Raw genomic sequence first — 22,898 nt, 5'->3', positions numbered from 1 at the left:
GGGGGGGGGGCGGGGGGGGGGGTCCACCGGGGTGAAGCGCGGCCGCCGGGCCTGGACGTGGCCGCGGGCCCGATGGGCGACCTGACGCCGCGGGGGGGGGCGATGCCCCCCCCGCGGCGGCGATCTCGTCGTAGTCGAACCCGAACACCTCGCGCAGCACGAACACCGCGCGTTCGTCGGGGCTGAGTGTCTCCAGCACCACCAGCATTGCCATCGACACCGATTCGGCGAGCACCATGTCGGCCGCCGGGTCGTGTTCGTCCAGCAGCAGCGGCTCGGGCAGCCACGGGCCGACGTACTCTTCGCGGCGCCGGGCACCCGCTCGCAGCGCATTGAGCGCCTGGCGGGTGACCAGCTGGGCCAGATACGACTTGGCGTCGCGGACCTGCGCCAGATCCACCTCCGCCCACCGCAGGTAGCTGTCCTGCAGCACGTCGTCGGATTCGGTTGCCGACCCGAGGATTTCGTAGGCGATGGTGAACAGCAGCGGCCGCAGTTCGGTGAATCGCTGGGTTTGATCAGCGCCCATCACACCGCCGCCTCCTGTGGCGTCGAGGCCGGCCGGGTGCCGCCCTTGAGCCAACGGTACGAGCCGGGCTTGGCCCCCTCGCGGCGAATCCCCCACACGGTGGCTTTGCAGATGGCCTCCTTGATCACCGCGGCCAACCGGCCGCCGACGAATGCCTTGACCGGGGTGTCGTCGCGACGGGCCAGCTGGATGGTGGCCGATTGGCGGCCGACGCTGATGCACTGCCCGGTGAACGCCTGATCCAGGGCAGTGGCCGGGGTGCCGGCGATGCGGGCCAGCACGGTGTCGGCGGCCTGGGCACCCAGCGGAATCGCGGCCTGGCAGCTCATCCGCAGCGGCCGGCACGCCGGTGCCACCGCATCCCCGGCCGCCACGATCCACGGATTGTCGATGCTGATCAGCGTCTCATCGGTGAGTAGGCGGCCCAGTGCGTCGGTGGCCAGCCCGCTGCGGGCGGCCAGGTCCGGGACGCCGAAGCCGGCCGTCCACACCGTCGCTGCGCTGGGCAGCACAGCGGCATCCTGCAGCACCACGGCACCGGCGCGCACCTCGGCGACGGTGGCGGCTTCCAGGACCGTGACGCCCAGCTTGCGCAGCGCCTTGGCCACCGAGCGGCGGCCCGGGGCGCCCAGTGAGGGACCCAGGATTCCGCCGCAGACCAGGGTGACCGACCGGCCCTGCCCGGCAAACTCGGAGGCTGCCTCGATTCCGGTCAGGCCGCCGCCGACCACGGTCACCGGGGCGTCCGGCGGCAGTTCGTCGAGGCGCGTCAGCAGGCGTTGGGCGGACTCGAATTCGCTGATGGCATAGCCGTATTCGGCGGCGCCGCGCACCGCGGTGCTGATTGCACCGGTACTGCCCACCGCGTAGATGAGGTAGTCGTAGCGCAGCGTGGTGCCGGAGGCCAGCCGAACGCGGCGGTCGGCAGCGTCGATCCGGTCGGCGGTGTCGACCATCAGCCGGACGCCGTCGCCGAGCAGGTCGCTGTATTGCCGGTCGGCCCGGTAGGTGCCGGCCACGTGCTGGTGCAACCGGATCCGTTCGACGAACGCCGGGCGCGAATTGACCAGAGTGACGTCGATGTCGGGTTGGGCCAGCAGGCGGTTGGCAGCCATGGTGCCGGCGTAGCCTCCGCCGATGATGACGACGCGGGTGCGGGTCATGAGGTGCTCCTGTCTCTCGTGGTTATGCCCTCAAGACACCGCAGCCGTTCCAGTTGTGACGCACTGTGAGCTGTTTCACCGGCGAGCAGACATATAGGCCCCCAATTCAGGCCTGAAAAGGGGGCTTTCGCTGGGGGTACCTCCCGCTTGCGGGGGACTGCTCGCGCTCAATTCTGGTAGCGCGGGAACACCCCGGACGGCGCCGGCAGCGTCAGGCCCGGCGTCAGCCGCTCGGCCACCGCGGTGAACATCCGCTGCGCGCCCGGCTGGCCCAGCAGGTCCAGCAGCTTGCCCGCCGATTCGGGCATCACCGGCTGCACCAGCAGCGCCGCGATGCGCACCACTTCGAGCGTGGTGTACAAAACGGTGCCGAAACGGGCCTGATCGGATGCCGCCTCGCTCTTGGCCAGCTTCCACGGCTCGTTGGCGGAGAAATACCGGTTGGCCGCGCCCAGCATCAACCAGATCGCTTCCAGCCCCAGGTGCATGGCCTGGGCGCCGAACGCCGCCCGCACTTTCTCCAGTAGCCCGTCGGCCAGCGCCAACAGTTCGTTGTCCTCGGCGGTTGGCGCCACCGGCGAGGGCACCACCCCGCCGAGGTTCTTGGCCACCATCGACAGCGACCGCTGCGCCAGGTTGCCCAGCTCGTTGGCCAGGTCCGCGTTGACGCGGCTGATCATCGCGTCCTCGGAGATGCTGCCGTCCTGGCCGAACGGGATCTCCCGCAGCAGGAAATACCGCACCTGATCGACGCCGAACCGGTCCACGAACTCGACCGGGTCGATCACGTTGCCCACCGACTTGCTCATCTTCTCGCCGCTGTTGAGCAGGAAGCCGTGCGCGAAAACCTTGCGCGGCAGCTCAATTCCGGCCGACATCAGAAACGCCGGCCAGTACACGGCGTGGAACCGGATGATGTCCTTGCCGATCATGTGCAGATCGGCCGGCCAGTACCGGCGGAAGGACTCGGAGTCGGTGTCGGGGTAGCCGACCCCGGTCAAGTAGTTGGTCAGGGCGTCCACCCAGACGTACATCACGTGATCGGGGTGGCCGGGCACCGGCACGCCCCAGTCGAACGAGGTCCGCGAGATCGACAGGTCGCGCAGCCCGCCCGAGACGAAGCTGACCACCTCGTTGCGGCGCACCTCCGGAGCGATGAACCCCGGGTTGGCCTCATAGTGCGCCAGCAGCCGCTCGGTGTAGGCCGACAGCCGGAAGAAGTAGGTCTGCTCCTCGGTCCAGGTCAGCGGCGCCCCGGTCTCGGCCGCCACCCGCACGCCGTCGTCAGCCACCCGGGTTTCGCCATCGGTGAAGAACCGCTCGTCGCGCACCGAGTACCAGCCGCTGTAGGTGTCCAGATAGATGTCGCCGGCGTCGACCATGCGCTGCCAGATCGCCTTGGACGCCTCCAGGTGATCGGGGTCGGTGGTGCGGATGAACCGGTCGAAGGAGATGTTGAGCTTGCGCTGCAGGCGCTGAAACACATCGGAGTTGCGCCGTGCCAGCTCCGCCGTCGGGATCCCTTCGGCCGCGGCGGTCTCGGCCATCTTCAGCCCGTGCTCGTCGGTTCCGGTCAGATACCGCACGTCGAACCCGTCGAGCCGGTGGAACCGGGCGATCGCGTCGGTGGCGATGTACTCGTAGGCGTGGCCGATGTGCGGGTCACCGTTGGGGTAGGTGATCGCGGTGGTGACGTAGAAGGGCTTCATCACGCACCACCTTATGGTGTGCTGGTGAGCTCCAAACGGTCAGCCGAACGCCAAGCGCCGCCCGCGCCGGAACCGCTGACACCGCTGGTCGACGCGCATACCCACCTGGATGCGTGCGGCGCCGACGATGACGCCGGCCTGCGCGCGATCATGGACCGGGCCGCCGCGGCCGGCGTGCAGGCGGCGGTGACCGTCGCCGACGACCTGGACTCGGCGCGCTGGGTGACCCGGGCCGCCGACGCCGACGAGCGGGTCTACGCTGCCGTGGCGCTGCACCCCACCCGTGCGGACACGCTCACCGAAGCCGCCCGCGCCGAGATCGAGGCGCTGGCCGCCCACCCGCGGGTGGTGGCGATCGGCGAGACCGGCATGGACCTGTACTGGCCGGGCCGCCTGCAGGGCTGCGCCGATCCCGCGACGCAGAAAGACGCCTTCGCCTGGCACATCGACCTGGCCAAGCGCACCGGCAAACCGCTGATGATCCACAATCGCGACGCCGACGCCGCCGTGCTGGACGTATTGCGCGCCGAGGGCGCGCCCGAGACGGTGATCTTCCACTGTTTCTCGTCCGGTCCGGAGATGGCTCACACCTGCGTCGAAGCCGGCTGGATGCTGAGCCTGTCTGGCACGGTCAGCTTCAAAAATGCCCGTGACCTGCGCGAAGCGGTTCCGCTGATCCCGGCAGAGCAGCTGCTGGTGGAGACCGATGCGCCGTTTCTGACCCCGCACCCCTACCGCGGCGCTCCCAACGAGCCCTACTGCCTGCCATACACTGTCCGAGCGCTGGCTGAGCTGCTGGAAGTGTCGGCAGCTGAACTGGCGCAGGCCACGAGCCGCAACGCCCGTCGGGTGTACGACTTGCGCTGAAACGTCGTGCAGGTCACATTCGGTTGCCCGACGCTGGTGGGTTCGTTACCGTCTCGTTATAAATCGGGGCACCGCAAGGGCCCCTTTGCCATGTCTTCAGCGTCGTGAGGTTTTTGTTCCTTGAACTCTTTGACCAGGCTGCATCAGGCCCCCTCGCCGATGCTGCGGATGCTGGTCGGCGCGCTCTTGCTGGTGCTGACCTTCGCCGGCGGCTTCGCAGTCGCCAGTACCAAGACCGTGACCCTGGACGTCGACGGCACTCCGGTGACCGTGACCACGATGCGGGCGCGGGTGATCGACGTCGTCGCCGAGAACGGGTTCGACCTGGGCGAGCGTGACGCCGTGACCCCGGCGCGCGATGCCCGGGTGCAGAACGCCGACACCATTGTGGTGCGGCGCAGCCGGCCGCTGCAGCTGTCCCTGGACGGCCGCGAGCCCCAGCAGGTCTGGACGACGGCGTTGTCCGTCGACGAGGCGCTGGCGCAGCTGTCGATGACCGACACCGCACCGGCCGCGGCGTCGCGCGGCAGCCGCGTGCCGCTGGCGGGAATGGCGCTGCCGGTGCTGAGCGCCAAGAACGTCCGGATCAACGACGGCGGTGTGGTGCGCACGGTGCGCCTGGCCGCGCGCAATGTCGGCGAGCTGCTGGCCGCCGACGGCGCCCCGCTGGAACAGGCCGACAAGGTCAGCCCCGCGGCCTCGACCCCGGTCACCGAGGGCATGGAGATCCAGGTGACCCGCATCCGCGTCACCCACGTCACCGAGCGAGTGCCGCTGCCCCCGACCGCGCGGCGCGTCGAAGACCCGGCGATGAACATCAGCCGGCAGGTCGTGGAGGACCCCGGCACCCCGGGCACCCAGGACGTGACCTACTCGGTGGCCACTGTCAACGGCGCCGAGACCGGCCGGCTGCCGGTGTCCAACGCCGTGGTGGCTCCGGCCCGCGACTCGGTGCTGCGAGTCGGCGCGAAGCCGGGAACCGAGGTACCGGAGTCGGTGTACGGCGCAGCGTGGGACCGCATCGCCAACTGTGAGTCACACGGCAACTGGGCGATCAACACCGGCAACGGCTTCTACGGCGGGGTGCAGTTCGACTACGGCACCTGGATCGCCAACGGCGGGCTGAAGTATGCCCCGCGCGCCGACATGGCCACCCGCGAGGAGCAGATCGCGATCGCCGAGGTTACCCAGGCGCGGCAGGGCTGGGGCGCCTGGCCGGTGTGCAGCGGGAGACGCTGACCATCGGGCTGCTCGGGGCCGGTGACATCAGAGCCCTGGCGTCCGAACTCGGCCTGCGGCCCCGTAAAGCGCTGGGCCAGAACTTCGTTCACGACGCCAACACCGTGCGCCGGATCGTCGCCGGCGCCGGTATCACACCGGCCGACCACGTTCTGGAAGTCGGGCCCGGACTCGGATCGCTGACCCTGGCCCTGCTCGAGCACGGTCCGTCGGTCATCGCTGTCGAGAAGGATCCGGCGCTGGCCCAGCGGCTGCCGGCGACCGTCGCCGAGCACGCACCCTCAGACGCCGACCGCCTGGCGGTGCTGGGCCGCGACGTGTTGACCTTGCGCCGCGACGAGTTGGCCACCGCACCGACCGCGGTGGTGGCGAACCTGCCTTATAACGTCGCCGTTCCGGCGCTGCTGCACCTGCTGGCCGAATTCGCCTCCATCCGCACCGTGATGGTGATGGTGCAGTTGGAGGTGGCCGAGCGGCTCGCCGCCGAGCCGGGCGGCAAGGACTACGGGGTGCCCAGCGCCAAGGCGCGGTTCTTCGGAGACGTCCGCCGGTGCGGCACGGTGCCGCCGAGCGTGTTCTGGCCGGTGCCGCGGGTGAACTCCGGACTGGTGCGCATCGACCGGTACGACGCCGCGCCGTGGCCGGTCGACGACGCGTTCCGCCGGCAGGTCTTCACGCTGATCGACATCGCATTCGCCCAGCGCCGCAAGACCATTCGCAACGCGTTGGCCGAGTGGGCGGGATCGGGTGCGCAGTCCGCGCAGCTCCTGGAGGAGGCCGGGATCGACCCGGCACGGCGCGGTGAGACTCTGACGATCGCCGATTTCGTGCGTCTGCTTCAGGTTTCGGGACCCGGCGGCGTGGCCAGCACCCGGGACAGCTGACCGACGAACTCGGTGCAGGAGTTATAGCGCCGCGCCGGCAGTTTCGCCATCGCCCGTTCGACGACCACGTCGAGGGCCCGGCCGGCCGGGCCGAACGCCGCCGAGACGGGCGGCGGTAGCCGCCGTAGGTGCGCATCCACCAGTTCGGCCGCGTTGTCCGCGGGGAAGGGCGGCGCGCCGGTGAGCAACTCGACCGCGGTGCAGGCCAGCGCATATTCGTCGGTGGCGGCCGAGGGGGCTTTGCCGCACAGGATCTCTGGCGCAGTGTAGGGCAGTGAAACCTCGGGACTGCCCGGTCTCCGGGGCCGTGACCAGACGTCCTCGACGACGGCATGGGCCGAGCCGAAGTCGGTTAGCACCACCCCGGTACGCGGGAAATCCGCGGGAACCAGGATATTGGCGGGTTTGACGTCGCAGTGCACGATGCCGCGGTGGTGGGCGTAGTCGAGGGCGTCGGCGATCTGGGCCAGCGCGGCCAGTTGATCCGGCAATGTCTGCAGGCCGGTCGACTTGCCGCCGTCGACGAACTGCATCGCCAGCCAGCACGGCCCGTGGCGGTAGACCGTGACGACGTTCGGGTGGTCCAAAACGCGCGCGAACTCGAACTCGCGATCCAGCCGGGCCTGCTCCACGGGGGTGCGGTGCGATTCGTCGAGGATCTTCAGCGCCACCGGCGTGCCCGGGTCGTCCTCGGGATGATGAGCCCGATACACGGTGGCGTGCCCGCCGCGCCCGACCGCCCGGCCGATCAGGTAGCCGCCGAAGTCCCCGCCGGCCTCACCCATGTGCACCAGATTATGGCGACGGCACCGGCTTGGGCTTCGAAGCACCCCGATCGACCCCTGAACGCATAAAACTAAGAAGAAGATGATCGGAAAGCCATAAATAAATGACATTTTGCTGGTACTGAGTGATAATCATCCCGTCGTCAACCTGGGGAGGTTCGCCATGACCACGCTGTCCCGGCCCGACCTGCGCGCGCTGGGCGCCGTGCCGCTGGCCGTCGCCGGCATCCTCGCGCTCGGGGCAGCGCCCGCGGTGGCGCCCGGAGTGGCCGCGAATGCGAGAACCGTGGTGGCCCAGGCAACCTTGCTGGACACCGAGTCCTGGATCATGGGCGGGAGCGGTCTGCCGATCCCGCCGCCGCAATACCTGACGGCCCTCACCGAGCGGTTCCTGGACCCGGCGACGCCCAAGTTCGCCGGCCAGCCGCTGTTCCCGGTGGACCGCACCAACCCGCTGTTCACCCCGGAAGGTCTCTACCCGCTCACCGGTGTGAAGTCGCTGCCCCTGGACACCTCGCTGGACCAGGGTGTCCAGATCCTGCACCAGAAGATCATGGAAGAGACCGCCGCCGGCAATAACCTTGTGGTGCTGGGTTATTCGCAGAGTGGTGTCATCAACGCGCTGGAGATCAAGCAGCTGCTGAGCCTGCCCGAGGATCAGCGGCCGGGCGCCGACCAACTGTCCTTCGTGATGCTGGGCAGCCCCAGCACCCCCGATGGCGGGCTGCTGTCCCGCTTCGACCTGACCAGCATCAACCCGAACCTGCCGGAGCTGTCGCTGCCCAGCCTGGGCGTCACGTTCAGCGGCGGCACCCCGGCCGACACCCCCTGGGAGACCGCGTTTTACACCCAGGAGTACGACGGCTTCGCAGACTTCCCCAAGTACCCGCTGAACTTCATCTCGGACCTCAACGCCTTCATGGGCATCATGTATGTGCACGGCACCTACCCGACGCTGACCGACGCCCAGCTGGCGTCGGCCATCGAGCTGCCGGTCAGCGACGACTACGCCGGCAACACGCGGTACTTCATGATCCCCACCGAGGATCTGCCGCTGCTGCAGCCGTTGCGTGGCAGCGGATTCGGCAACGCGATCGCCGACCTGCTGCAGCCGAGCCTGCGGGTGCTGGTCAACCTCGGTTACGGGGACATCGAGCACGGCTGGTCGCAGGGGCCGGCCGATGTGTCCACCCCGTTCGGGGTGTTCCCCGACGTCAGCATTCAAGACGTGTTCACCGCCCTGGTCAACGGCGCGCAGCAGGGGTGGACCGACTTCACCGAGGACCTGCAGAACCTCTCGTCGGGCAGTGCGGCGGACTTGTGGGATTTGGGCACGGGCAATGCGGAGTTTGTCATGCCCAGCCTGACCGACATCGTCAACGCGTTCACCAGTGCCAGCGCGACCTTGTACAGCACGCTGCTGCCGACCGCCGACATTATCAACTCCTTGGTCACCACCCTGCCGGCCTACGCCGCGACGCTGTTCGCCCAAGAGCTGGCCTCCGGTGACCTGCTCAACGCGATCGGGCTGCCGCTGGCGGCCAGCACCGGGTTGGTCACCATGGCCGCCGGCTTCGAGTTCATGGTGATGAGCAGTGCGCTGAGCTCGATCCAGGCCGACTTCGCCGACCTGTTCGGATAGCCGACCACCCGGATGCACCCGCTAGTCTCATCGGCGTGACCGCATCCGACGGAAACGCCGCCACCGAGTGGTCCCCGACCGGGTCGGTCACCGTGCGCGTGCCGGGCAAGCTCAACCTCTACCTGGCCGTCGGCGACCGCCGCGATGACGGCTACCACGAGCTGACCACCGTGTTCCACGCCGTTTCGCTGGTCGACGAGGTGACCGTGCGCGACGCCGACGTGCTGTCGCTGCGGATCACCGGCGAGGGCGCTGACGTGCTGCCTACCGATGAGCGCAACCTGGCCTGGCAGGCCGCTGAGCTGATGGCCGAGCACGTCGGCCGGGCCCCCGATGTGGCGATCACCATCGACAAATCCATCCCGGTGGCCGGCGGCATGGCCGGTGGCAGCGCCGACGCCGCGGCGGTGCTGGTCGGGATGAACGTGCTCTGGGAGCTGGGCGTGCCGCGACGCGACCTGCACGCGCTGGCCGCCCGGCTGGGCAGCGATGTGCCGTTCGCTCTGCACGGCGGCACCGCCCTGGGCACCGGCCGCGGCGAGGAACTGGCCACGGTGCTCACCCGGGAGACGTTCCACTGGGTACTGGTCTTCGCCGACGCCGGCCTGTCCACGCCCGCCGTCTTCGCCGAACTGGACCGACTGCGCGACACCGGGCGGACCCTGCCGGAGCTGGGCGAGTCCGAGCCGGTGCTGGCGGCGTTGGCCGCCGGCGATCCGCAGCGGCTGGCCGGACTGCTCGGCAATGACCTGCAGGCGCCGGCGGTCAGCCTCAATCCCGCGTTGCGGCGTACGCTGCGTGCCGGCGTGGAGGCCGGTGCGCTGTCGGGCATCGTGACCGGATCCGGGCCGACGTGCGCGTTCCTGTGCGCCTCGGGCGCCTCGGCGGCCGACGTGGCCGTCGAACTGGCCGCGCTCGGTGCGGGCCGCGCGGTACGGGTGGCCAACGGCCCGGTCTACGGGGCCCGGGTGGTGCCCTCGTCGGTGACCGGAGTGTGACGGCGGCCCCAATCCGGCGCCAGGATTTGCCCCTCGATTAAGAGGAGTTTAAGATACAGCGCGGTGACTAGTTGCGGTCAGGACATCCCTGCCAACCAGAGGCCCGCCGATCTGGTGGGCCGCCCATTACGGTTTCGAGATGCAAACGCCACCGATTTGTGTGCGCGCGCCTCTCGCGAAGTGGTCTCCAGCAGGTGGAACATGAAATTTCAGCCCGTTGGCAAAGTACCGGTGCCGGCTAGGAGGCCGTCGTGAGCAGGTTTACCGACAACATGTTCCGCAGCGCACGCGAATCCACCAAGGGCATGGTCACCGGTGAACCGCACGAGCCGGTCCGGCACACCTGGGCCGAAGTTCACGAGCGCGCCCGTCGCATCGCCGGTGGACTGGCCGCGGCCGGCGTCGGACCGGGCGATGCGGTCGGAGTGCTGGCCGGCGCCCCTGTCGAAATCGCCCCCACCGCGCAGGGCGTGTGGATCCGCGCCGCCAGCCTGACCATGCTGCACCAGCCCACCCCGCGCACCGACCTGGCGGTCTGGGCCGAAGACACCATGACCGTCGTCGACATGATCGACGCCAAGGCGGTGATCATCTCCGAGCCGTTCCTGGCCGCGATGCCGGTGCTGCAGGAGAAGGGCCTGAAGGTCCTGACCGTCGCCGAGCTGCTGGCCGCCGACCCGATCGATCCGGAAGAAGCCGGTGAGGACGATCTGGCGCTGATGCAGCTGACATCGGGTTCGACGGGTTCGCCCAAAGCCGTGCAGATCACCCACCGCAACATCTACTCCAACGCCGAGGCGATGTTCATCAGCGCCGAGTACGACGTCGAGAAGGACGTCATGGTCAGCTGGCTGCCGTGCTTCCACGACATGGGCATGATCGGCTTCCTGACCGTGCCGATGTACTTCGGTGCCGAGCTGGTCAAGATCACCCCGATGGACTTCCTGCGCGACACGCTGCTGTGGGCCAAGCTGATCGACAAGTACAAGGGCACCATGACCGCGGCCCCCAACTTCGCCTATGCGCTGTTCGCCAAGCGGCTGCGCAAGCAGGCCACGCCGGGACAGTTCGACCTGTCCACGCTGCGGTTCGCGCTGTCGGGCGCCGAGCCGGTCGAGCCCGCCGACGTTGAGGACCTGATCGACGCCGGTAAGCCGTTCGGCTTGAAGCCGGAGGCCATCCTGCCGGCCTACGGCATGGCCGAAACGGTGCTGGCGGTGTCGTTTTCCAAGTGCGGCGCGGGCCTGGTGGTCGACGAGATCGACGCCGACCTGCTGGCCGCGCTGCGCCGCGCGGTGCCGGCCACCAAGGGCAACACCCGGCGGCTGGCCTCACTGGGGCCGCTGCTGAAGGGCATCGAGATCCGGATCGTCGACGAGCACGGCAACTCGCTGCCGCCGCGCGGGGTCGGCGTGATCCAGCTGCGCGGTGAGCCGGTGACCCCGGGTTACCTGACCATGGCGGGCTTCCTGCCGGCACAGGACGAGCACGGCTGGTACGACACCGGCGACCTGGGCTACCAGATGGAGAACGGCCACGTGGTGGTCTGCGGCCGGGTCAAGGACGTCATCATCATGGCCGGCCGCAACATCTACCCGACCGACATCGAGCGGGCCGCCGGCCGGGTCGATGGCGTGCGCCCGGGCTGCGCGGTAGCGGTGCGCCTGGACGCCGGGCACTCCCGCGAGACGTTCGCGGTCGCGGTGGAATCCAACGCCTGGCAGGATCCCGCTGAGGTGCGTCGGATCGAACATCAGGTGGCCCACGAGGTGGTCACCGAGGTCGACATGCGGCCCCGCAATGTAGTGGTGCTGGGGCCGGGCAGTATCCCCAAGACCCCGTCGGGCAAGTTGCGCCGGGCCAACTCCGTCGCCCTGGTCACCTAGGGGCTTTTTCCCGCGAGAAGGGTTTTTGTACGCGACGCGCCGGTCTTTTGCGTACCGACACGCACCCCGCCGGAGCAAGCTGGGCCAGCCACTAACCCCAGGCGTGCACGACGTTCTGTGCCGGCTCCAAGCCCAATTGGATCAATAACTCGGTGGCGTCGGCGGCCTGCTCACAGATCGTCGGCACCTCCTCGCGCTCACGGGAACCGAACGCCTGCAGCACGAACGCCGCCGGGTCCTGGCGCCCGGGCGGCCGGCCGATTCCCCAGCGAACCCGCTGAAAGTCCTTGCTGCCCAACACCGTTGCGATGGAACGCAGCCCGTTGTGGCCGCCTTCGCCGCCGCCTTGCTTGAGCCGGATCCGGCCGAAGTCCAAGTCCAGATCGTCGTGGATCACCACCAGGCCGGCCGGCGGCACCGAGTAGAACTTGGCCAGCGGACCGACCTGGCGGCCCGACTCGTTCATGTAGCAGCGCGGGCGGGCCAGCACCACCGGGCGTCCGCTCAGACGCCCGGTCGCCACCTCGGCACCGGAGCGCTTGTGCAGCTTGAACCCCGAGCCGATCCGCTCGGCGAGCAGGTCGACGACCATGAAGCCCACGTTGTGCCGGGTGCGGGCGTAGGTCGGCCCCGGGTTGCCCAGGCCGACCACCAGTACCGGCGGTGACTCGGCCACGTCGTGCTCGGCCTAGTCGGCCTCGGGGGCCGGTGCCGCGCCGCCCTCGGCGACAGCTTCCGCACCCGCCTCTTCCTCCGACGGCTCCTCGACAACCCTGGGCTCGACCACGTTGACCAGCAGCAGCTCGGGGTCCGAGATCAGGGTCACGCCCTTGGGCAGCTCGAGCTCGCCGGCGGTGACCTGGGTGCCGGCCTCGGCGCCCTCGATCGAGATGGTCAGCTGCTCGGGAATCGACAGCGCCTCGGCCTCGATCTCCACCACGGTGGCGTCCGAAGTGACCAGAGTGCCGGGGAACGATTCTCCCTCGAGAACCACGTTGACCTCGACGATGACCTTCTCGCCACGCTTGACGACCAGCAGGTCGGCGTGCTGAATGGTGCGACGGATCGGGTGGATGTCCAGCGCCTTGGTCAGCGCCAGCTGCTCCTTGCCGTCGATATCGAGGACGAGCACCGCGTTGGTGCCGGCGTTCCGCAGCACGGCCGCGTAGTCGTGGGCGGGCAGCTCCAGGTGCTGCGGGTCGGTGCCGTGGCCGTAGAGCACCGCGGGAACCTTGCCGTCACGGCGTGCCCGGCGAGATGCGCCCTTGCCGGTCTCGGAACGCACCGCGACGGTGAGCTGGTTGGTGATCGGGGCCTTGGCCATCGTTACTCCTGTGGTTGCTGCGGCGTGCATGGGGCACGGCCAGATCGCGACAACCACCTAGGAGGTCCTCGCCGATAACGGCGGCCGAACCGGCCGCCCTCGCCGTGACGCCTGGTCAGGCTAGCGCACCAGCACCTCAGAGCGGAAATTGCGCCCCGGTGAGCTGGGCGGACAGCTCCCACAGCCCGGCGGCGGTGGAGCCGCGCTTGGCGAGCAGGCTGCGGCCCACCGAGCCGGTGCGGCCGAGGAAGGCGAAACGCGGCCCGACAAAGGTGTTACCGGACAGATCCTGGGAGGCCGCGTACAGGGTCTGGCGCGCGCCGAAATCGGGGCTGGTGGCCAACAGCCCGTTGCCGATCGTGCGCATCAGCGCATCGCCGATCCGATTGCCGGTGTGGCCTTGCAGGTTGGTGCTCGAATACCCGGGGTGGGCGGCCAGCGCCAGCAGCGGCGAGCCGGCCGCCACCAGCCGGCGCTGCAGCTCGCTGGTGAACAACAGATTGGCCAGCTTGGATTGGCCGTAGGCCAGCCAGGCTGAATACCGCCGCGACTCCCAGTTCAGGTCTTTAAGGCTCACGTAGCCCATCCGGTGCATGAACGACGACACCGTCACCACCCGATCGGTGAGCTTGGGCAACAGCAGGTTGGTCAGCGCGAAGTGGCCCAGATGGTTGGTGCCGATCTGGCTTTCGAACCCGTCGACCGTGGTGGCGTAGGGCACCGCCATGATCCCGGCGTTGTTGATCAGCACGTCGACCGCCGGCGTCTCGTCGGCGAAGCGCCGCACCGAGGACAGGTCCGCCAGATCGAGGGCCCGCACCGTCATCGTCACCGGTGCCAACAGCGGACTGGGCGCCGTGACCGCCCGCGAGCTGGCCCGGGCGGGAGCCGGCGTCACCCTGGCGGTCCGCGACACCGCCAAAGGTCAGGCCGCTGCGGCGGCGCAGATCCGGCGGGGCATCACTGCCCCAGCAGGGGGGAATCGGTCTCGGGCAGTCCGCAGCGGCTGCGGAAATCGACCAGCGGCCGGCGGATGCCGAGCAAGTCGGCGTGGGCCTGCGGATTGTTGTCGAAGTAATCGCGAACGGCGTCGGGCACCTCCTCACCGGGCCGGTCGTGCAGGCCGGTGTAGAACGCGTTGACGTCGGGATGGGCGAACAGGTAACCGGAGGTCGACGCGGCGACGCCGGCGGCCACGTCGGCGAGGTCAGCGGCGGTGCACCCGGGCGGCGGGTCGGCCATCGCCGCCGACGGCGCCCATAGGCCTACGGCGAGTGCGGACACGCCGACACCACACGTCCAACGGATGGGGGCACGGGCCATGGCAAAACTCCCTTTCAGCCGGCCTGCTGCACGTTAGCAGCCGCAGACGCCGTGGGGGTCACTTCGCGGCGACGGTGAACCCGTTCATGATCGCCTCGACGTCGGCGGCCTGTTTGGGCGCCTCCTCGTGAAGGCCGGTGATCGCCAACTGCACCAGGTAGCGCTGGTTGGCCGGTGCCGAGCCGGTGGCCATCACCATCCGGAACCAGCTGTGCAGGCGCTGACCGTTCATCTCGTAGGTGCCCTGCACCATCGACGACGGGAAGCCCTGGTAGTCCTCGTTGGAGGCGTCCAGCAGCCGGAACTTCGGCGACAGTTGGGCGTCGACCACACCATGCTTGATGGCCTCGTGCGCATCGAAGTTGCCGTCGAGCTTGACCGCGCTCAGGATCGCCCGCGGAAACGTCTCGCCCTTGCCGATGACCAGCGTGGTCTTCGGCAACGTGGGGCTCTCCTTCTTGGTCCAGCCCGGTGGCGTCGGGATCGCCACGGTCAGGTCGCTCAGTGCGTTGGGGGTCACCGCCTCGGCGGCGACCCCCTGGTCCTCCAGGTAACGTCCGACCGTCACCGGGGCCTGCGGTTCCTCCGACGTGGTGGTGGTGCCGTTGTCCCAAATCGATTGGTAGTCCGGCGTTTTAGTACCGCAACCGGCCGCCGCTGCCAGTGCCGCGCACGCCAGCGCTGCGGTGCACGCCAGGGCCGCCCGGCGGGTCACAGGATCTCGCGGACCGCGTCAATCGGGCGGGCTAGCCGGGTCCCGTTGTCGGTGACGACGAACGGCCGCTGGATCAGAATGGGGTGAGCGGCCATCGCGTCGAGCAGTTCGTCGTCAGAGGCATCAGCCAGGTTCAATTCGGCATACACCGCCTCGCCGGTGCGCACCGCGTCGCGCACACCGATGCCCGCGGCGCTGATCATCTCCGCCAGCTCTGCACGGGACGGCGGGTTCTTCAGGTACTCCACGATCGTCGGCTCAATGCCGTTGTCGCGCAGCAGTTCCAGCGTCTTGCGTGACGTGGAGCAGCGTGGGTTGTGGTAGATGGTCCCGTCGGTCATTCAGGCGTCTCCGTTGAAAAGTCCGGTCACCGAGCCGTTTTCGAACACCGCCCGGATCGTACTGGCCAGCAGCGGGGCGATCGAAAGCACGGTCAGCTGCGGAAACACCTTGTCCGCGGTGATCGGCAAGGTGTTGGTGACGATCACCTCGCAGGCACCGGAGTCCGCCAGCCGCTCGGCGGCCGGCTCGGACAGCACCCCGTGGGTGGCCGCGATGACGACGTCCTTGGCGCCGTCCTCATGCAGCAGCTTCACCGCCGCCGCGATGGTGCCGCCGGTGTCGATCATGTCGTCGATCAGCACGCAGGTCTTCCCTTGCACCTCACCGACGACGCGGTTGGACTTCACCCGGTTGGGTACCAGCGGGTCGCGGGTCTTATGGATGAAAGCAAGTGGAACGCCACCTAGCGAGTCCGCCCACTTCTCGGCGATGCGCACCCGGCCGGAGTCGGGGGAGACCACCACCATGTCGGAGTCGCTGTAGTTCTCCCTGATGTAGCCGATCAGCAGCGGCTGGGCGCGCATGTGGTCGACCGGGCCGTCGAAAAAACCCTGGATCTGGTCGGTGTGCAGGTCCACGGTGACGATCCGGTCGGCGCCGGCGGTCTTGAGCAGGTCGGCCACCAGGCGAGCCGAGATCGGCTCGCGGCCCCGGTGCTTCTTGTCCTGGCGGGCATAGGGGTAGAACGGCAGGATCGCGGTGATCCGCTTGGCGCTGCCCCGCTTGAGCGCGTCGATCATGATCAGCTGTTCCATCAGCCACTGGTTCAGCGGCGCCGGATGGGACTGCAGCACGAAGGCGTCGCAGCCGCGAACCGACTCCTCGAACCGCACGAAGATCTCGCCGTTGGCAAAGTCGCGGGCGGTCTGCGCGGTGACCGGGACGTCCAGCTCTTTGGCGACCTGATCAGCCAACTCCGGGTGCGAGCGACCAGCGAAGAGCATCAGGTTCTTGCGGTTGTCTGTCCACTCGTGGCTCACGCGCTGCCCCCGCCGTTGGAGATCTGGGAAATTGGTCGAGTTAACTCGGGCCCTATGGTACGTAGCCCGGCGTCTGATTTCGCCTCGGGTTGCCCCAACGCGACCAACCTCACGCTGAACCGCCGGCTTGGTCGCCGCGCGCCTGGGCCTTCTCGGCCGCCTCGGCGGCGGGGCTGCCGGGGCGCTTGTGCTGCACCCAGTTCTCGATGTTGCGCTGCGGGCCGGCCGAGACCGCCAACGCGCCCGGCGGCACGTCGTCGCGCACCACGGTGCCTGCGCCGGTGTAGGCGCCGTCGCCGATGCTGACCGGCGCGACGAACATGGTGTCCGAGCCGGTGCGCACGTGGGAGCCGACCGTGGTCCGCCGCTTGTTCTGGCCGTCGTAGTTGACGAACACGCTGGACGCGCCGATGTTGGAGTGCTCGCCGATGTCGGCGTCGCCGACGTAGGTCAGGTGCGGGACCTTGGTCCCGGTGCCGATGGTGGAGTTCTTGGTCTCGACGAACGCCCCCAGCTTGGCGTCGGAGCCCAGTGCGGTACCGGGCCGCAGATAGCTGAACGGTCCGACCGTCGCCCCGGCTCCGATCGACGAGGAGGCGGCGTGGCTGCGGCTCACCGAGGCGCCGTCGCCCACCGTGACGTCGGTCAGGGTGGTGTCCGGCCCGATCTCGCAGTGCGCCCCGATCCCGGTGGTGCCGAGCAGCTGGGTTCCGGGTGCGACGGTGGTGTCACGTCCGATGGTCACCTCCACGTCGATCCAGGTGGTGGCGGGGTCGACGACCGTGACACCGGCGCGTTGATGGGCGGCGATGAGCCGGCGGTTGAGTTCGGCGGCCACCGCGGCCAGCTGCACCCGGTCGTTGACGCCGGCGACCAGGGCGGCGTCGTCGACGTGCCGGGCGTGCACTGCCTGGCCGTCCCCGCGCACGATGCCGATCACGTCGGTCAGGTACAGCTCGTGCTGGGCGTTGTCCGAGCGCAGCCGGCCCAGCGCCGAACGCAGTGGCGTGATGTCGAAGGCGTACACCCCGGCGTTGACCTCGCGGATCTCGCGCTGCGATTCGGTGGCGTCGGACTGTTCGACGATCGCGGTCACCCCACCGCCGTCCGGATTTCGCAGGATGCGCCCGTAACCGGTGGGGTCGGCCATTGTGGTGGTCAGTACGGTGACCGCGGCTCGGGCACTGTGGTGGGTGTCGACCAGCGTCGCCAAAGTGGCGGTGTCCAGCAGCGGGATGTCGGCGGAGGTCACGACGACGGTGCCCGCGAAGTCCTCCGGCAGCGCCGACAGGCCGCACAACACCGCGTGCCCGGTGCCGAGCTGTTGGTCTTGCAAGGCGATGTCGATGCGGCAGCCCAGGGCCTGCGCCAGCTCGGCGACCGGGCCGGCGATGCGTTCGTGAGCGTGGCCCAACACCACCACAAGATGACGGGGGTTGATCCCGGCGGCCGCGCGCAGGCAGTGCGACAGCATGCTGCGCCCGCCCAGGGTGTGCAGCACCTTGGGGGTGTCGGAGACCATCCGGGTTCCGGCGCCGGCCGCCAGGACCAGGACCGCCGATTCGACGTGGTTAGCCATCAAGCCTCCCCCGGCTGTCCGCCGTGAGTCTGTGTTCGCCGACGCGCCGCTCAGCGTGTCATTATCCGTGTGCTCCCGCGGAAGCGTCGCAGGCGCGGTCGATCCCCCCCGGGGGGACGGCGGTCCTGACGTCGTCGACGTTAGATTGCCTGGTCGAATATAGCGACTGTGTCGGCGCCGTCGACCACGGCGTGAGCGAGTTCGGTCAGACGCTGATTAGTGCGGCGGGCATGTGCGCGCAAGAGTGTGAAGGCCCGCGCGATGTCGATATGGCCGCGTTCGGCCAGAACCCCCTTGGCCTGCTCGATAACCACTCGAGAGTTCAGCGCTGTCTGCAACTGTTGATTGATCAGTTCCGAATGCATCAACATCCGTTGATGTACCAGGCCGGTGGTCGCCACGTCCGCCAAGGCCTGAGCCACCGCTATATCGGTGTCCGACATGGGGCCCGCTTGTGAGGCGAATAGGTTCAGGACACCGATGCGTTCGTCACGAAGTCGGAGCGGCAGTGCGGCCACCGCGCGGAAGTCGTATTCCATCCTGAGTGCGCCGAATGCCGGCCAGCGCGATTGCTCCACTGTGAGATCGTCGACGAAGAACGGCTCGCCCGTGCGGAATGCATGTGCCCATGGGCCGTTGTCAGTCTCCCGTTGCAGCAATTCCAGAAGCCTGCTCTGTTCGCCGCTGACGGCCAACGCATTCAGCCTGCCGCTGGTGTCGCAGAGCATGATGCCGGCCGCTGCGACCGGCAACAATGACAAGCAGCTGTCGCTGAGTCGCTGCGCCAATTGAGCCGCGTCGTAATCGGCGACCAAGCTGTCTGCCAAGCGGACGAATGCCTGCGCCAGGCGTTCGCAATACGTCATACGCACCCCCACCCCGGAACGGATTTTACCGGAAAGGGATTTGTTTGACCGCCTAGCCAAGCGGTGACCGATATTCTCCGGCCGACGTCCGAGGACGCCAATGCCTGCCGCGAAGGAGTCCGCTCGGTCTGCATTTCGGACCACCACCGGTCGGCTAAGGCTCGCTGGTCCACAGACTTTCAGTCAGATCGTCGAGCGTCGCCAAGAAGACTGAATCGTCGGCCGGCCATAGGACCGATCTGCTCATTCTTGTTCGTACGGTCCAGCCGTCCGCATGGGTGAATCCAATGATGCGGGACTGGCATTCGCCGAGGGCTGTCATCGGATAGGCCGCCGGCACATCGACAATGATGTTCGGCAAGGTCATCGACATCAGCGCTTGGGTGGTGAAGCCGAGCAATGCCGCGACTGCCGGGTTCGCAAAGAGGATGGCGCCGTCACGGCCGACCGCAAGCGCGGGAACCGGCATCCGTTCGAGCAGGACCAGCGCCGGCAGCTCCTTCAGCCGTTCCGCTGGGGTCCGTAATCCCCGCCGGCTGTGCAGGTGCCAGCGCTCGCGCCCGTTGCCAGGCTGGCCGTTGCGGCGGCTGGTCTGGTGCGGCCGGTCCCGAACCCATCCGGTGGGATCGAGCGCCGTCAGCCGGGGCGACTCCAACGCATATTGGGCAACTACTCCCGGGGCTGACCCTGCGATGAGTAGAGGAGTTCGCCGCCACCGCACTCGATGCGCAGTCCCCTTGGGCCAGTGTGTGAGAAATTGAACCATAAGGCCGCCCCCGCCATCCCTGCACATCCGTCGCCGACCGGGGGCCTGGGTAGCGATGCTCAAATTACCGCGCCGCCCCGGCTCGACGCAATGGTTTTCGGTTTCCGTTTCGACCGCGTCAGCGAATCCCGATGCCCGGCATCTGCCTATCGCGCAAATTAGATCGTTGTCCGACGTTATTTAGCCCAACCACTTGCGCACCATAGGTTTCGCCGATGAGCCACTCGCTGGCCTCGAGCGGATCGAGACCCTCCCGGAGGTCGCCCTCGGGAGGCTGTACGCCCGGCTCGAGTGGTCATTGCCGTCTATCCAGTGGGCGCATACATGAAACGCCGATCCGCTGAATCATTCTGAGGCTGAGGCAAATCGGCGAGTGGCTGCGGCCGCTGAGTTGAAGGTGAGGAGTTCTGCGGCCACGAATGAGTTGTGAAAGACGTTTTCTGACGGCGAATCAGCGGTGGCGGGCCGGGGGTGTTGGAGTCGCATGCTCGAGTCGACGCGCCAGAACAAGAACCGGTGCGGGTGTGCCCACGCGCCGGCGAGCAGGCCGCGCAGTTCTAAAATGGCTTGTCCAACAGACGTTCCCGCGCACTAGTCAGGTGATGGCGGTTGGGACGCTTTCGAGACGTTTTGGCGGCCAAGGCATCCCGCTTATGCCCGTCGCCCGGAGCCGCACCTTGGTCACTGTGTCGGTGACGAGTCTGACCAGCGGTGGGCCCGTCAGCTGAGACTGCGGGGAGCTGACGTCTTGTTGATCGCCAGGGCAGTGCGTCGCCGGATGAATTGGTGAAAATACTCGGTCCGACCCGGATGTATGATGCCGCCCAACACGACGATCCAGATCCTCTCCAGCTCGAGGAGGAACTGTTCTGGGTCGTCCAGATTGCCGGTCTGGCGCAGGCCCGCATACAACGCCATGAACATGCGGGCGATGTCTTGCGGGTCGCACTGTTCAACGATGTCGCCCTCGGTGGTAGCGCGTGTGGCGATGGAGGCGAGCCAGTCCATCCAGCGCCCGAGTAACTGAACCTGCAGGCCCTCGAATCGGCCGACCGACTCGAGTAGATGCAGGCTCGCTCTGGCGGCGTCCTCCGTGAGGTCCTCGACGGCGATGAGGTAGAAGGAGTCGACGAGGGTCTCAAGCCCGGAAAGTCGGCGGGCGACGAGGTCCTCGATCACCGCGATGTAGTTGCCGATCTGCTCGTTGATCACCGCCAACGCCAGGGCATGCTTGGAGTGGAAGTGGAAATACAGTGCGCCCTTGGTTAATTCGGCTTCCGCCAGAATGTCATCGAGGCCGACTTGGTGGTAGGCACGCATCGCGAACTGGTGCGATGCGGCACGCAGGACCTCATAGCGCGTCGCGTCCGCCTGCTTGTCGGGCGGACCGGTCACGGTCGGACCTCACGCCGTGCACCCGGTGAAGAGTAATCGCGGCGCGGCCTCGCGGTCGCCGGCTTCGCCACCTGCATGGCTGGAAACGCTATCGGGCGGTTTTGAGGGCTACGGCTGGCGACACGGACCGGCGCCCAGGTTGAGTACTCGCCACGATGCTGTTCGACCATCCAAGCACATCGTCCTCCCGTAAACATACTCATAGTAACTCATTAGATCTCAAATCATACTTGTTGAATGTTAGGGATCGTTAGGTGCCAGGCATTCAGGCTGGCCGAACTGTGCGTTTGCCCGCTCGGCGACGCTCGCGGCGAGGCGCGGCGGCTTGTAGGCCGAGCGAACCGCGTGGCAGGAGGGGGTGACGCCCTTGCGCGGGGGGCGTCGACGGGTGTCCCCTGACGTCACCGGCGGGAAGGCTTTAGGTAATCGACTACTCTAGACATCATTCGAAAGGTACGTAATATCGCCCTCACGCAATGAATCGGTTTGTCCACTGTCGGATCGCAGTCGGTGGGGCGGAACCGTCGTGATGTGCGACGTGGCCCCCCAAGGCGGCACCGGCCGGTCAAGCCCAGGGGAAGCGTGAGGAGAAGCACATGTCCTTCGTAACTGCACAGCCGGATACGTTGGCGTTGACAGCTAGCACCCTCCAGGCTGTCGGCTCTTCGGTAACGGCGAGTAATGCGGCCGCGGCCGCCCCCACCACCGGGGTGGTGCCGGCGGCTGCCGACGAAGTATCCGCGCTGACGGCGGCACAGTTTGCGGCTCACGCGCAGATGTATCAAGCGGTGAGCGCCCAAGCCGCCGCAATCCACGAGATGTTCGTGAACACGCTGGGTGTCAGCGCCGGTTCGTATGCGGTCACTGAGGCCGCCAACGCGGTTGCGACCGGCTAAAGCGGCAGCAGGTGTAGCCATGGCCATGGATTTCGCGGCTTTGCCGCCAGAAGTCAACTCCGCACGCATGTATGCCGGTCCGGGGTCTGGCCCGATGCTTGCGGCGGCCTCCTCGTGGGATTCGCTGGCCGCGGAGTTGCAGTCGGCGGCGGCCGCCTACTCGACGGCGATATCCGATCTGACCAGCGAGGCATGGGTGGGTCCCTCGTCGACCTCGATGGCGGCTGCTGCTGCGCCCTATGTGGCGTGGCTGAACGACACGGCCGCGCAAGCCGAGCAGACCGGCCTGCACGCGAAGGCAGCGGCGGCCGCCCACGCGGCGGCGTTCGCCATGACGGTGCCACCGCCGGTGATCGCCGCCAACCGCGTTCTGCAGGCCAGCCTGATCGCGACGAACATCCTGGGCCAGAACACCCCGGCGATCATGGTCACCGAGGCGCACTACATGGAAATGTGGGCCCAGGACGCCACCGCGATGTACGGCTACGCCGGAGACTCGGCGGCCGCATCGACCCTGACGCCGTTCACGCCGCCGCCGACCACGACCAGCCCGGCCGGCGTTGGTAACCAGGCTGCAGCGACCGCGCAGGCCTCCGGGACCTCGGCCGGGACCGGGCAGGGATCCATATCGCAGCTGATCACCTCTTTGCTGAACAGCTTCGCATCACCGGGTACCTCCCCGACCGGCCTCGCTGCGGCGCCGGCACCGACGCCCACGCCCACGCCCGCGCCCACGCCGACGCCCACCGGCGGTGGCCTCTTCGGCTCGATCGACCCCTCAAGTCTCATGCAGAGCATGGCTTCTCAGTACGGCTTCCTTCCCGGGCTGTTCGGCATGTTTATGGGGGCCAACGCACTGGGGCCGCTCATGGCGACCCCGATGAATATGGCTCTGACCTCCGCGGGCGCGTCAGCCGCCGCGCCGATCGCCGGCCTGTCGCCCATCGCTGGCTTGCCGGGTATTGCCGCGATGCCGGGCATGGCGGCGGGGTCCCTGGGGGGAATGGCTG

Annotated in this window: 22 protein-coding genes and 1 pseudogene; 8 read left to right on the top strand and 15 right to left on the bottom strand. The window is 68.1% G+C overall.

Going from position 1 to position 22,898, the window contains the following annotated elements:
• The 3 genes and pseudogenes from A5771_RS10000 to metG form a co-directional block, all read right to left on the bottom strand.
• Nucleotides 1-529, bottom strand: a pseudogene (locus A5771_RS10000) (sigma-70 family RNA polymerase sigma factor); the annotation flags it as partial.
• The gene (locus A5771_RS09995; RefSeq protein ID WP_064855061.1) at nucleotides 529-1,692 is read right to left on the bottom strand and encodes an NAD(P)/FAD-dependent oxidoreductase; all 1,164 of its coding nucleotides are present in this window, start codon (nucleotides 1,690-1,692) and stop codon (nucleotides 529-531) included. The pseudogene A5771_RS10000 and the gene A5771_RS09995, both read right to left, overlap by 1 nt.
• 167 nt (nucleotides 1,693-1,859) lie before the next feature.
• Nucleotides 1,860-3,401 (bottom strand): methionine--tRNA ligase, encoded by a 1,542-nt coding sequence (metG, locus tag A5771_RS09990; RefSeq protein ID WP_064855060.1) that lies wholly within the window; start codon nucleotides 3,399-3,401, stop codon nucleotides 1,860-1,862.
• An 18-nt stretch (nucleotides 3,402-3,419) separates the two neighbouring features.
• On the opposite strand from metG, the gene A5771_RS09985 reads away from it, so the two are divergent.
• From A5771_RS09985 to rsmA, 3 genes are all read left to right on the top strand, one after another.
• Entirely contained in the window at nucleotides 3,420-4,268 is an 849-nt protein-coding gene (locus tag A5771_RS09985; RefSeq protein WP_207545423.1) for a TatD family hydrolase, read from the top strand.
• Nucleotides 4,269-4,388: 120 nt separating this feature from the next.
• Nucleotides 4,389-5,507, top strand: coding sequence for a resuscitation-promoting factor (locus A5771_RS09980; protein WP_064855059.1), 1,119 nt, complete (start codon nucleotides 4,389-4,391; stop codon nucleotides 5,505-5,507).
• On the top strand, nucleotides 5,480-6,391 hold the full coding sequence (rsmA, locus tag A5771_RS09975; protein WP_064855058.1) for a 16S rRNA (adenine(1518)-N(6)/adenine(1519)-N(6))-dimethyltransferase RsmA: 912 nt from the start codon (nucleotides 5,480-5,482) through the stop codon (nucleotides 6,389-6,391). Before A5771_RS09980 ends, rsmA begins: the two co-directional genes overlap by 28 nt.
• Here rsmA and A5771_RS09970 read toward each other — a convergent pair.
• Entirely contained in the window at nucleotides 6,346-7,176 is an 831-nt protein-coding gene (locus A5771_RS09970) for a serine/threonine-protein kinase (protein WP_064855057.1), read from the bottom strand. The two genes, rsmA and A5771_RS09970, sit on opposite strands and share 46 nt — an antisense overlap.
• 163 nt (nucleotides 7,177-7,339) lie before the next feature.
• On the opposite strand from A5771_RS09970, the gene A5771_RS09965 reads away from it, so the two are divergent.
• The 3 genes from A5771_RS09965 (at nucleotide 7,340) to A5771_RS09955 (ending at nucleotide 11,702) form a co-directional block, all read left to right on the top strand.
• Nucleotides 7,340-8,818, top strand: coding sequence for a PE-PPE domain-containing protein (locus A5771_RS09965; protein ID WP_064855056.1), 1,479 nt, complete (start codon nucleotides 7,340-7,342; stop codon nucleotides 8,816-8,818).
• 35 nt (nucleotides 8,819-8,853) lie between these two features.
• A complete protein-coding gene (locus A5771_RS09960) occupies nucleotides 8,854-9,816 on the top strand; it encodes a 4-(cytidine 5'-diphospho)-2-C-methyl-D-erythritol kinase (RefSeq protein WP_064855055.1) in 963 nt (320 codons plus the stop codon).
• Nucleotides 9,817-10,067: 251 nt separating this feature from the next.
• The gene (locus tag A5771_RS09955) at nucleotides 10,068-11,702 is read left to right on the top strand and encodes a fatty acyl-AMP ligase (RefSeq protein ID WP_064855054.1); all 1,635 of its coding nucleotides are present in this window, start codon (nucleotides 10,068-10,070) and stop codon (nucleotides 11,700-11,702) included.
• A gap of 91 nt (nucleotides 11,703-11,793) precedes the next feature.
• Here A5771_RS09955 and pth read toward each other — a convergent pair whose 3' ends face one another.
• The 11 genes from pth to A5771_RS09900 all read right to left on the bottom strand — a co-directional run bounded on the left by pth (nucleotide 11,794) and on the right by A5771_RS09900 (nucleotide 20,992).
• Nucleotides 11,794-12,378 carry an aminoacyl-tRNA hydrolase gene (gene pth, locus A5771_RS09950; protein WP_064855053.1) on the bottom strand — a complete coding sequence of 195 codons (585 nt, stop codon included), beginning with the start codon at nucleotides 12,376-12,378 and terminating at the stop codon, nucleotides 11,794-11,796.
• Nucleotides 12,379-12,390: 12 nt separating this feature from the next.
• Nucleotides 12,391-13,026 carry a 50S ribosomal protein L25/general stress protein Ctc gene (locus tag A5771_RS09945; protein ID WP_064855052.1) on the bottom strand — a complete coding sequence of 212 codons (636 nt, stop codon included), beginning with the start codon at nucleotides 13,024-13,026 and terminating at the stop codon, nucleotides 12,391-12,393.
• Nucleotides 13,027-13,162: 136 nt separating this feature from the next.
• Complete coding sequence (locus A5771_RS09940) at nucleotides 13,163-13,948, bottom strand: SDR family NAD(P)-dependent oxidoreductase (protein ID WP_428844400.1); 786 nt, start codon at nucleotides 13,946-13,948, stop codon at nucleotides 13,163-13,165.
• A gap of 38 nt (nucleotides 13,949-13,986) precedes the next feature.
• Nucleotides 13,987-14,349: a heme-binding protein gene (locus A5771_RS09935; RefSeq protein ID WP_064855051.1), complete on the bottom strand. Its 363-nt coding sequence runs from the start codon at nucleotides 14,347-14,349 to the stop codon at nucleotides 13,987-13,989.
• A gap of 58 nt (nucleotides 14,350-14,407) precedes the next feature.
• On the bottom strand, nucleotides 14,408-15,064 hold the full coding sequence (locus A5771_RS09930; protein ID WP_082947163.1) for an LpqN/LpqT family lipoprotein: 657 nt from the start codon (nucleotides 15,062-15,064) through the stop codon (nucleotides 14,408-14,410).
• Nucleotides 15,061-15,405, bottom strand: coding sequence for an arsenate reductase (glutaredoxin) (gene arsC, locus A5771_RS09925; protein ID WP_064855050.1), 345 nt, complete (start codon nucleotides 15,403-15,405; stop codon nucleotides 15,061-15,063). Before arsC ends, A5771_RS09930 begins: the two co-directional genes overlap by 4 nt.
• Nucleotides 15,406-16,386, bottom strand: a complete 981-nt coding sequence (locus A5771_RS09920; protein ID WP_064855049.1) for a ribose-phosphate diphosphokinase — start codon at nucleotides 16,384-16,386, stop codon at nucleotides 15,406-15,408.
• A 109-nt stretch (nucleotides 16,387-16,495) separates the two neighbouring features.
• Nucleotides 16,496-17,965 carry a bifunctional UDP-N-acetylglucosamine diphosphorylase/glucosamine-1-phosphate N-acetyltransferase GlmU gene (glmU, locus tag A5771_RS09915; RefSeq protein WP_064855063.1) on the bottom strand — a complete coding sequence of 490 codons (1,470 nt, stop codon included), beginning with the start codon at nucleotides 17,963-17,965 and terminating at the stop codon, nucleotides 16,496-16,498.
• Between the two features lie 140 nt (nucleotides 17,966-18,105).
• Nucleotides 18,106-18,831: a GAF and ANTAR domain-containing protein gene (locus tag A5771_RS09910; RefSeq protein ID WP_064855048.1), complete on the bottom strand. Its 726-nt coding sequence runs from the start codon at nucleotides 18,829-18,831 to the stop codon at nucleotides 18,106-18,108.
• A 154-nt stretch (nucleotides 18,832-18,985) separates the two neighbouring features.
• Nucleotides 18,986-19,486: a PAS domain S-box protein gene (locus A5771_RS09905; protein ID WP_082947162.1), complete on the bottom strand. Its 501-nt coding sequence runs from the start codon at nucleotides 19,484-19,486 to the stop codon at nucleotides 18,986-18,988.
• A gap of 831 nt (nucleotides 19,487-20,317) precedes the next feature.
• Nucleotides 20,318-20,992: a TetR/AcrR family transcriptional regulator gene (locus A5771_RS09900; RefSeq protein WP_064855047.1), complete on the bottom strand. Its 675-nt coding sequence runs from the start codon at nucleotides 20,990-20,992 to the stop codon at nucleotides 20,318-20,320.
• A gap of 596 nt (nucleotides 20,993-21,588) precedes the next feature.
• On the opposite strand from A5771_RS09900, the gene A5771_RS09895 reads away from it, so the two are divergent.
• Nucleotides 21,589-21,888 (top strand): PE family protein, encoded by a 300-nt coding sequence (locus A5771_RS09895; RefSeq protein ID WP_064855046.1) that lies wholly within the window; start codon nucleotides 21,589-21,591, stop codon nucleotides 21,886-21,888.
• Nucleotides 21,889-21,913: 25 nt separating this feature from the next.
• Nucleotides 21,914-22,898 (top strand): PPE family protein (locus A5771_RS09890; protein WP_109401089.1); only part of this gene is annotated, 985 nt, incomplete at its 3' end.

The organism is Mycolicibacter sinensis (assembly GCF_001667375.1).
Lineage (GTDB): Bacteria > Actinomycetota > Actinomycetes > Mycobacteriales > Mycobacteriaceae > Mycobacterium > Mycobacterium sinense_A.
The sequence above is the reverse complement of the archived record's forward strand: the minus strand, read 5'-3'. Positions and strand labels throughout refer to the sequence as shown.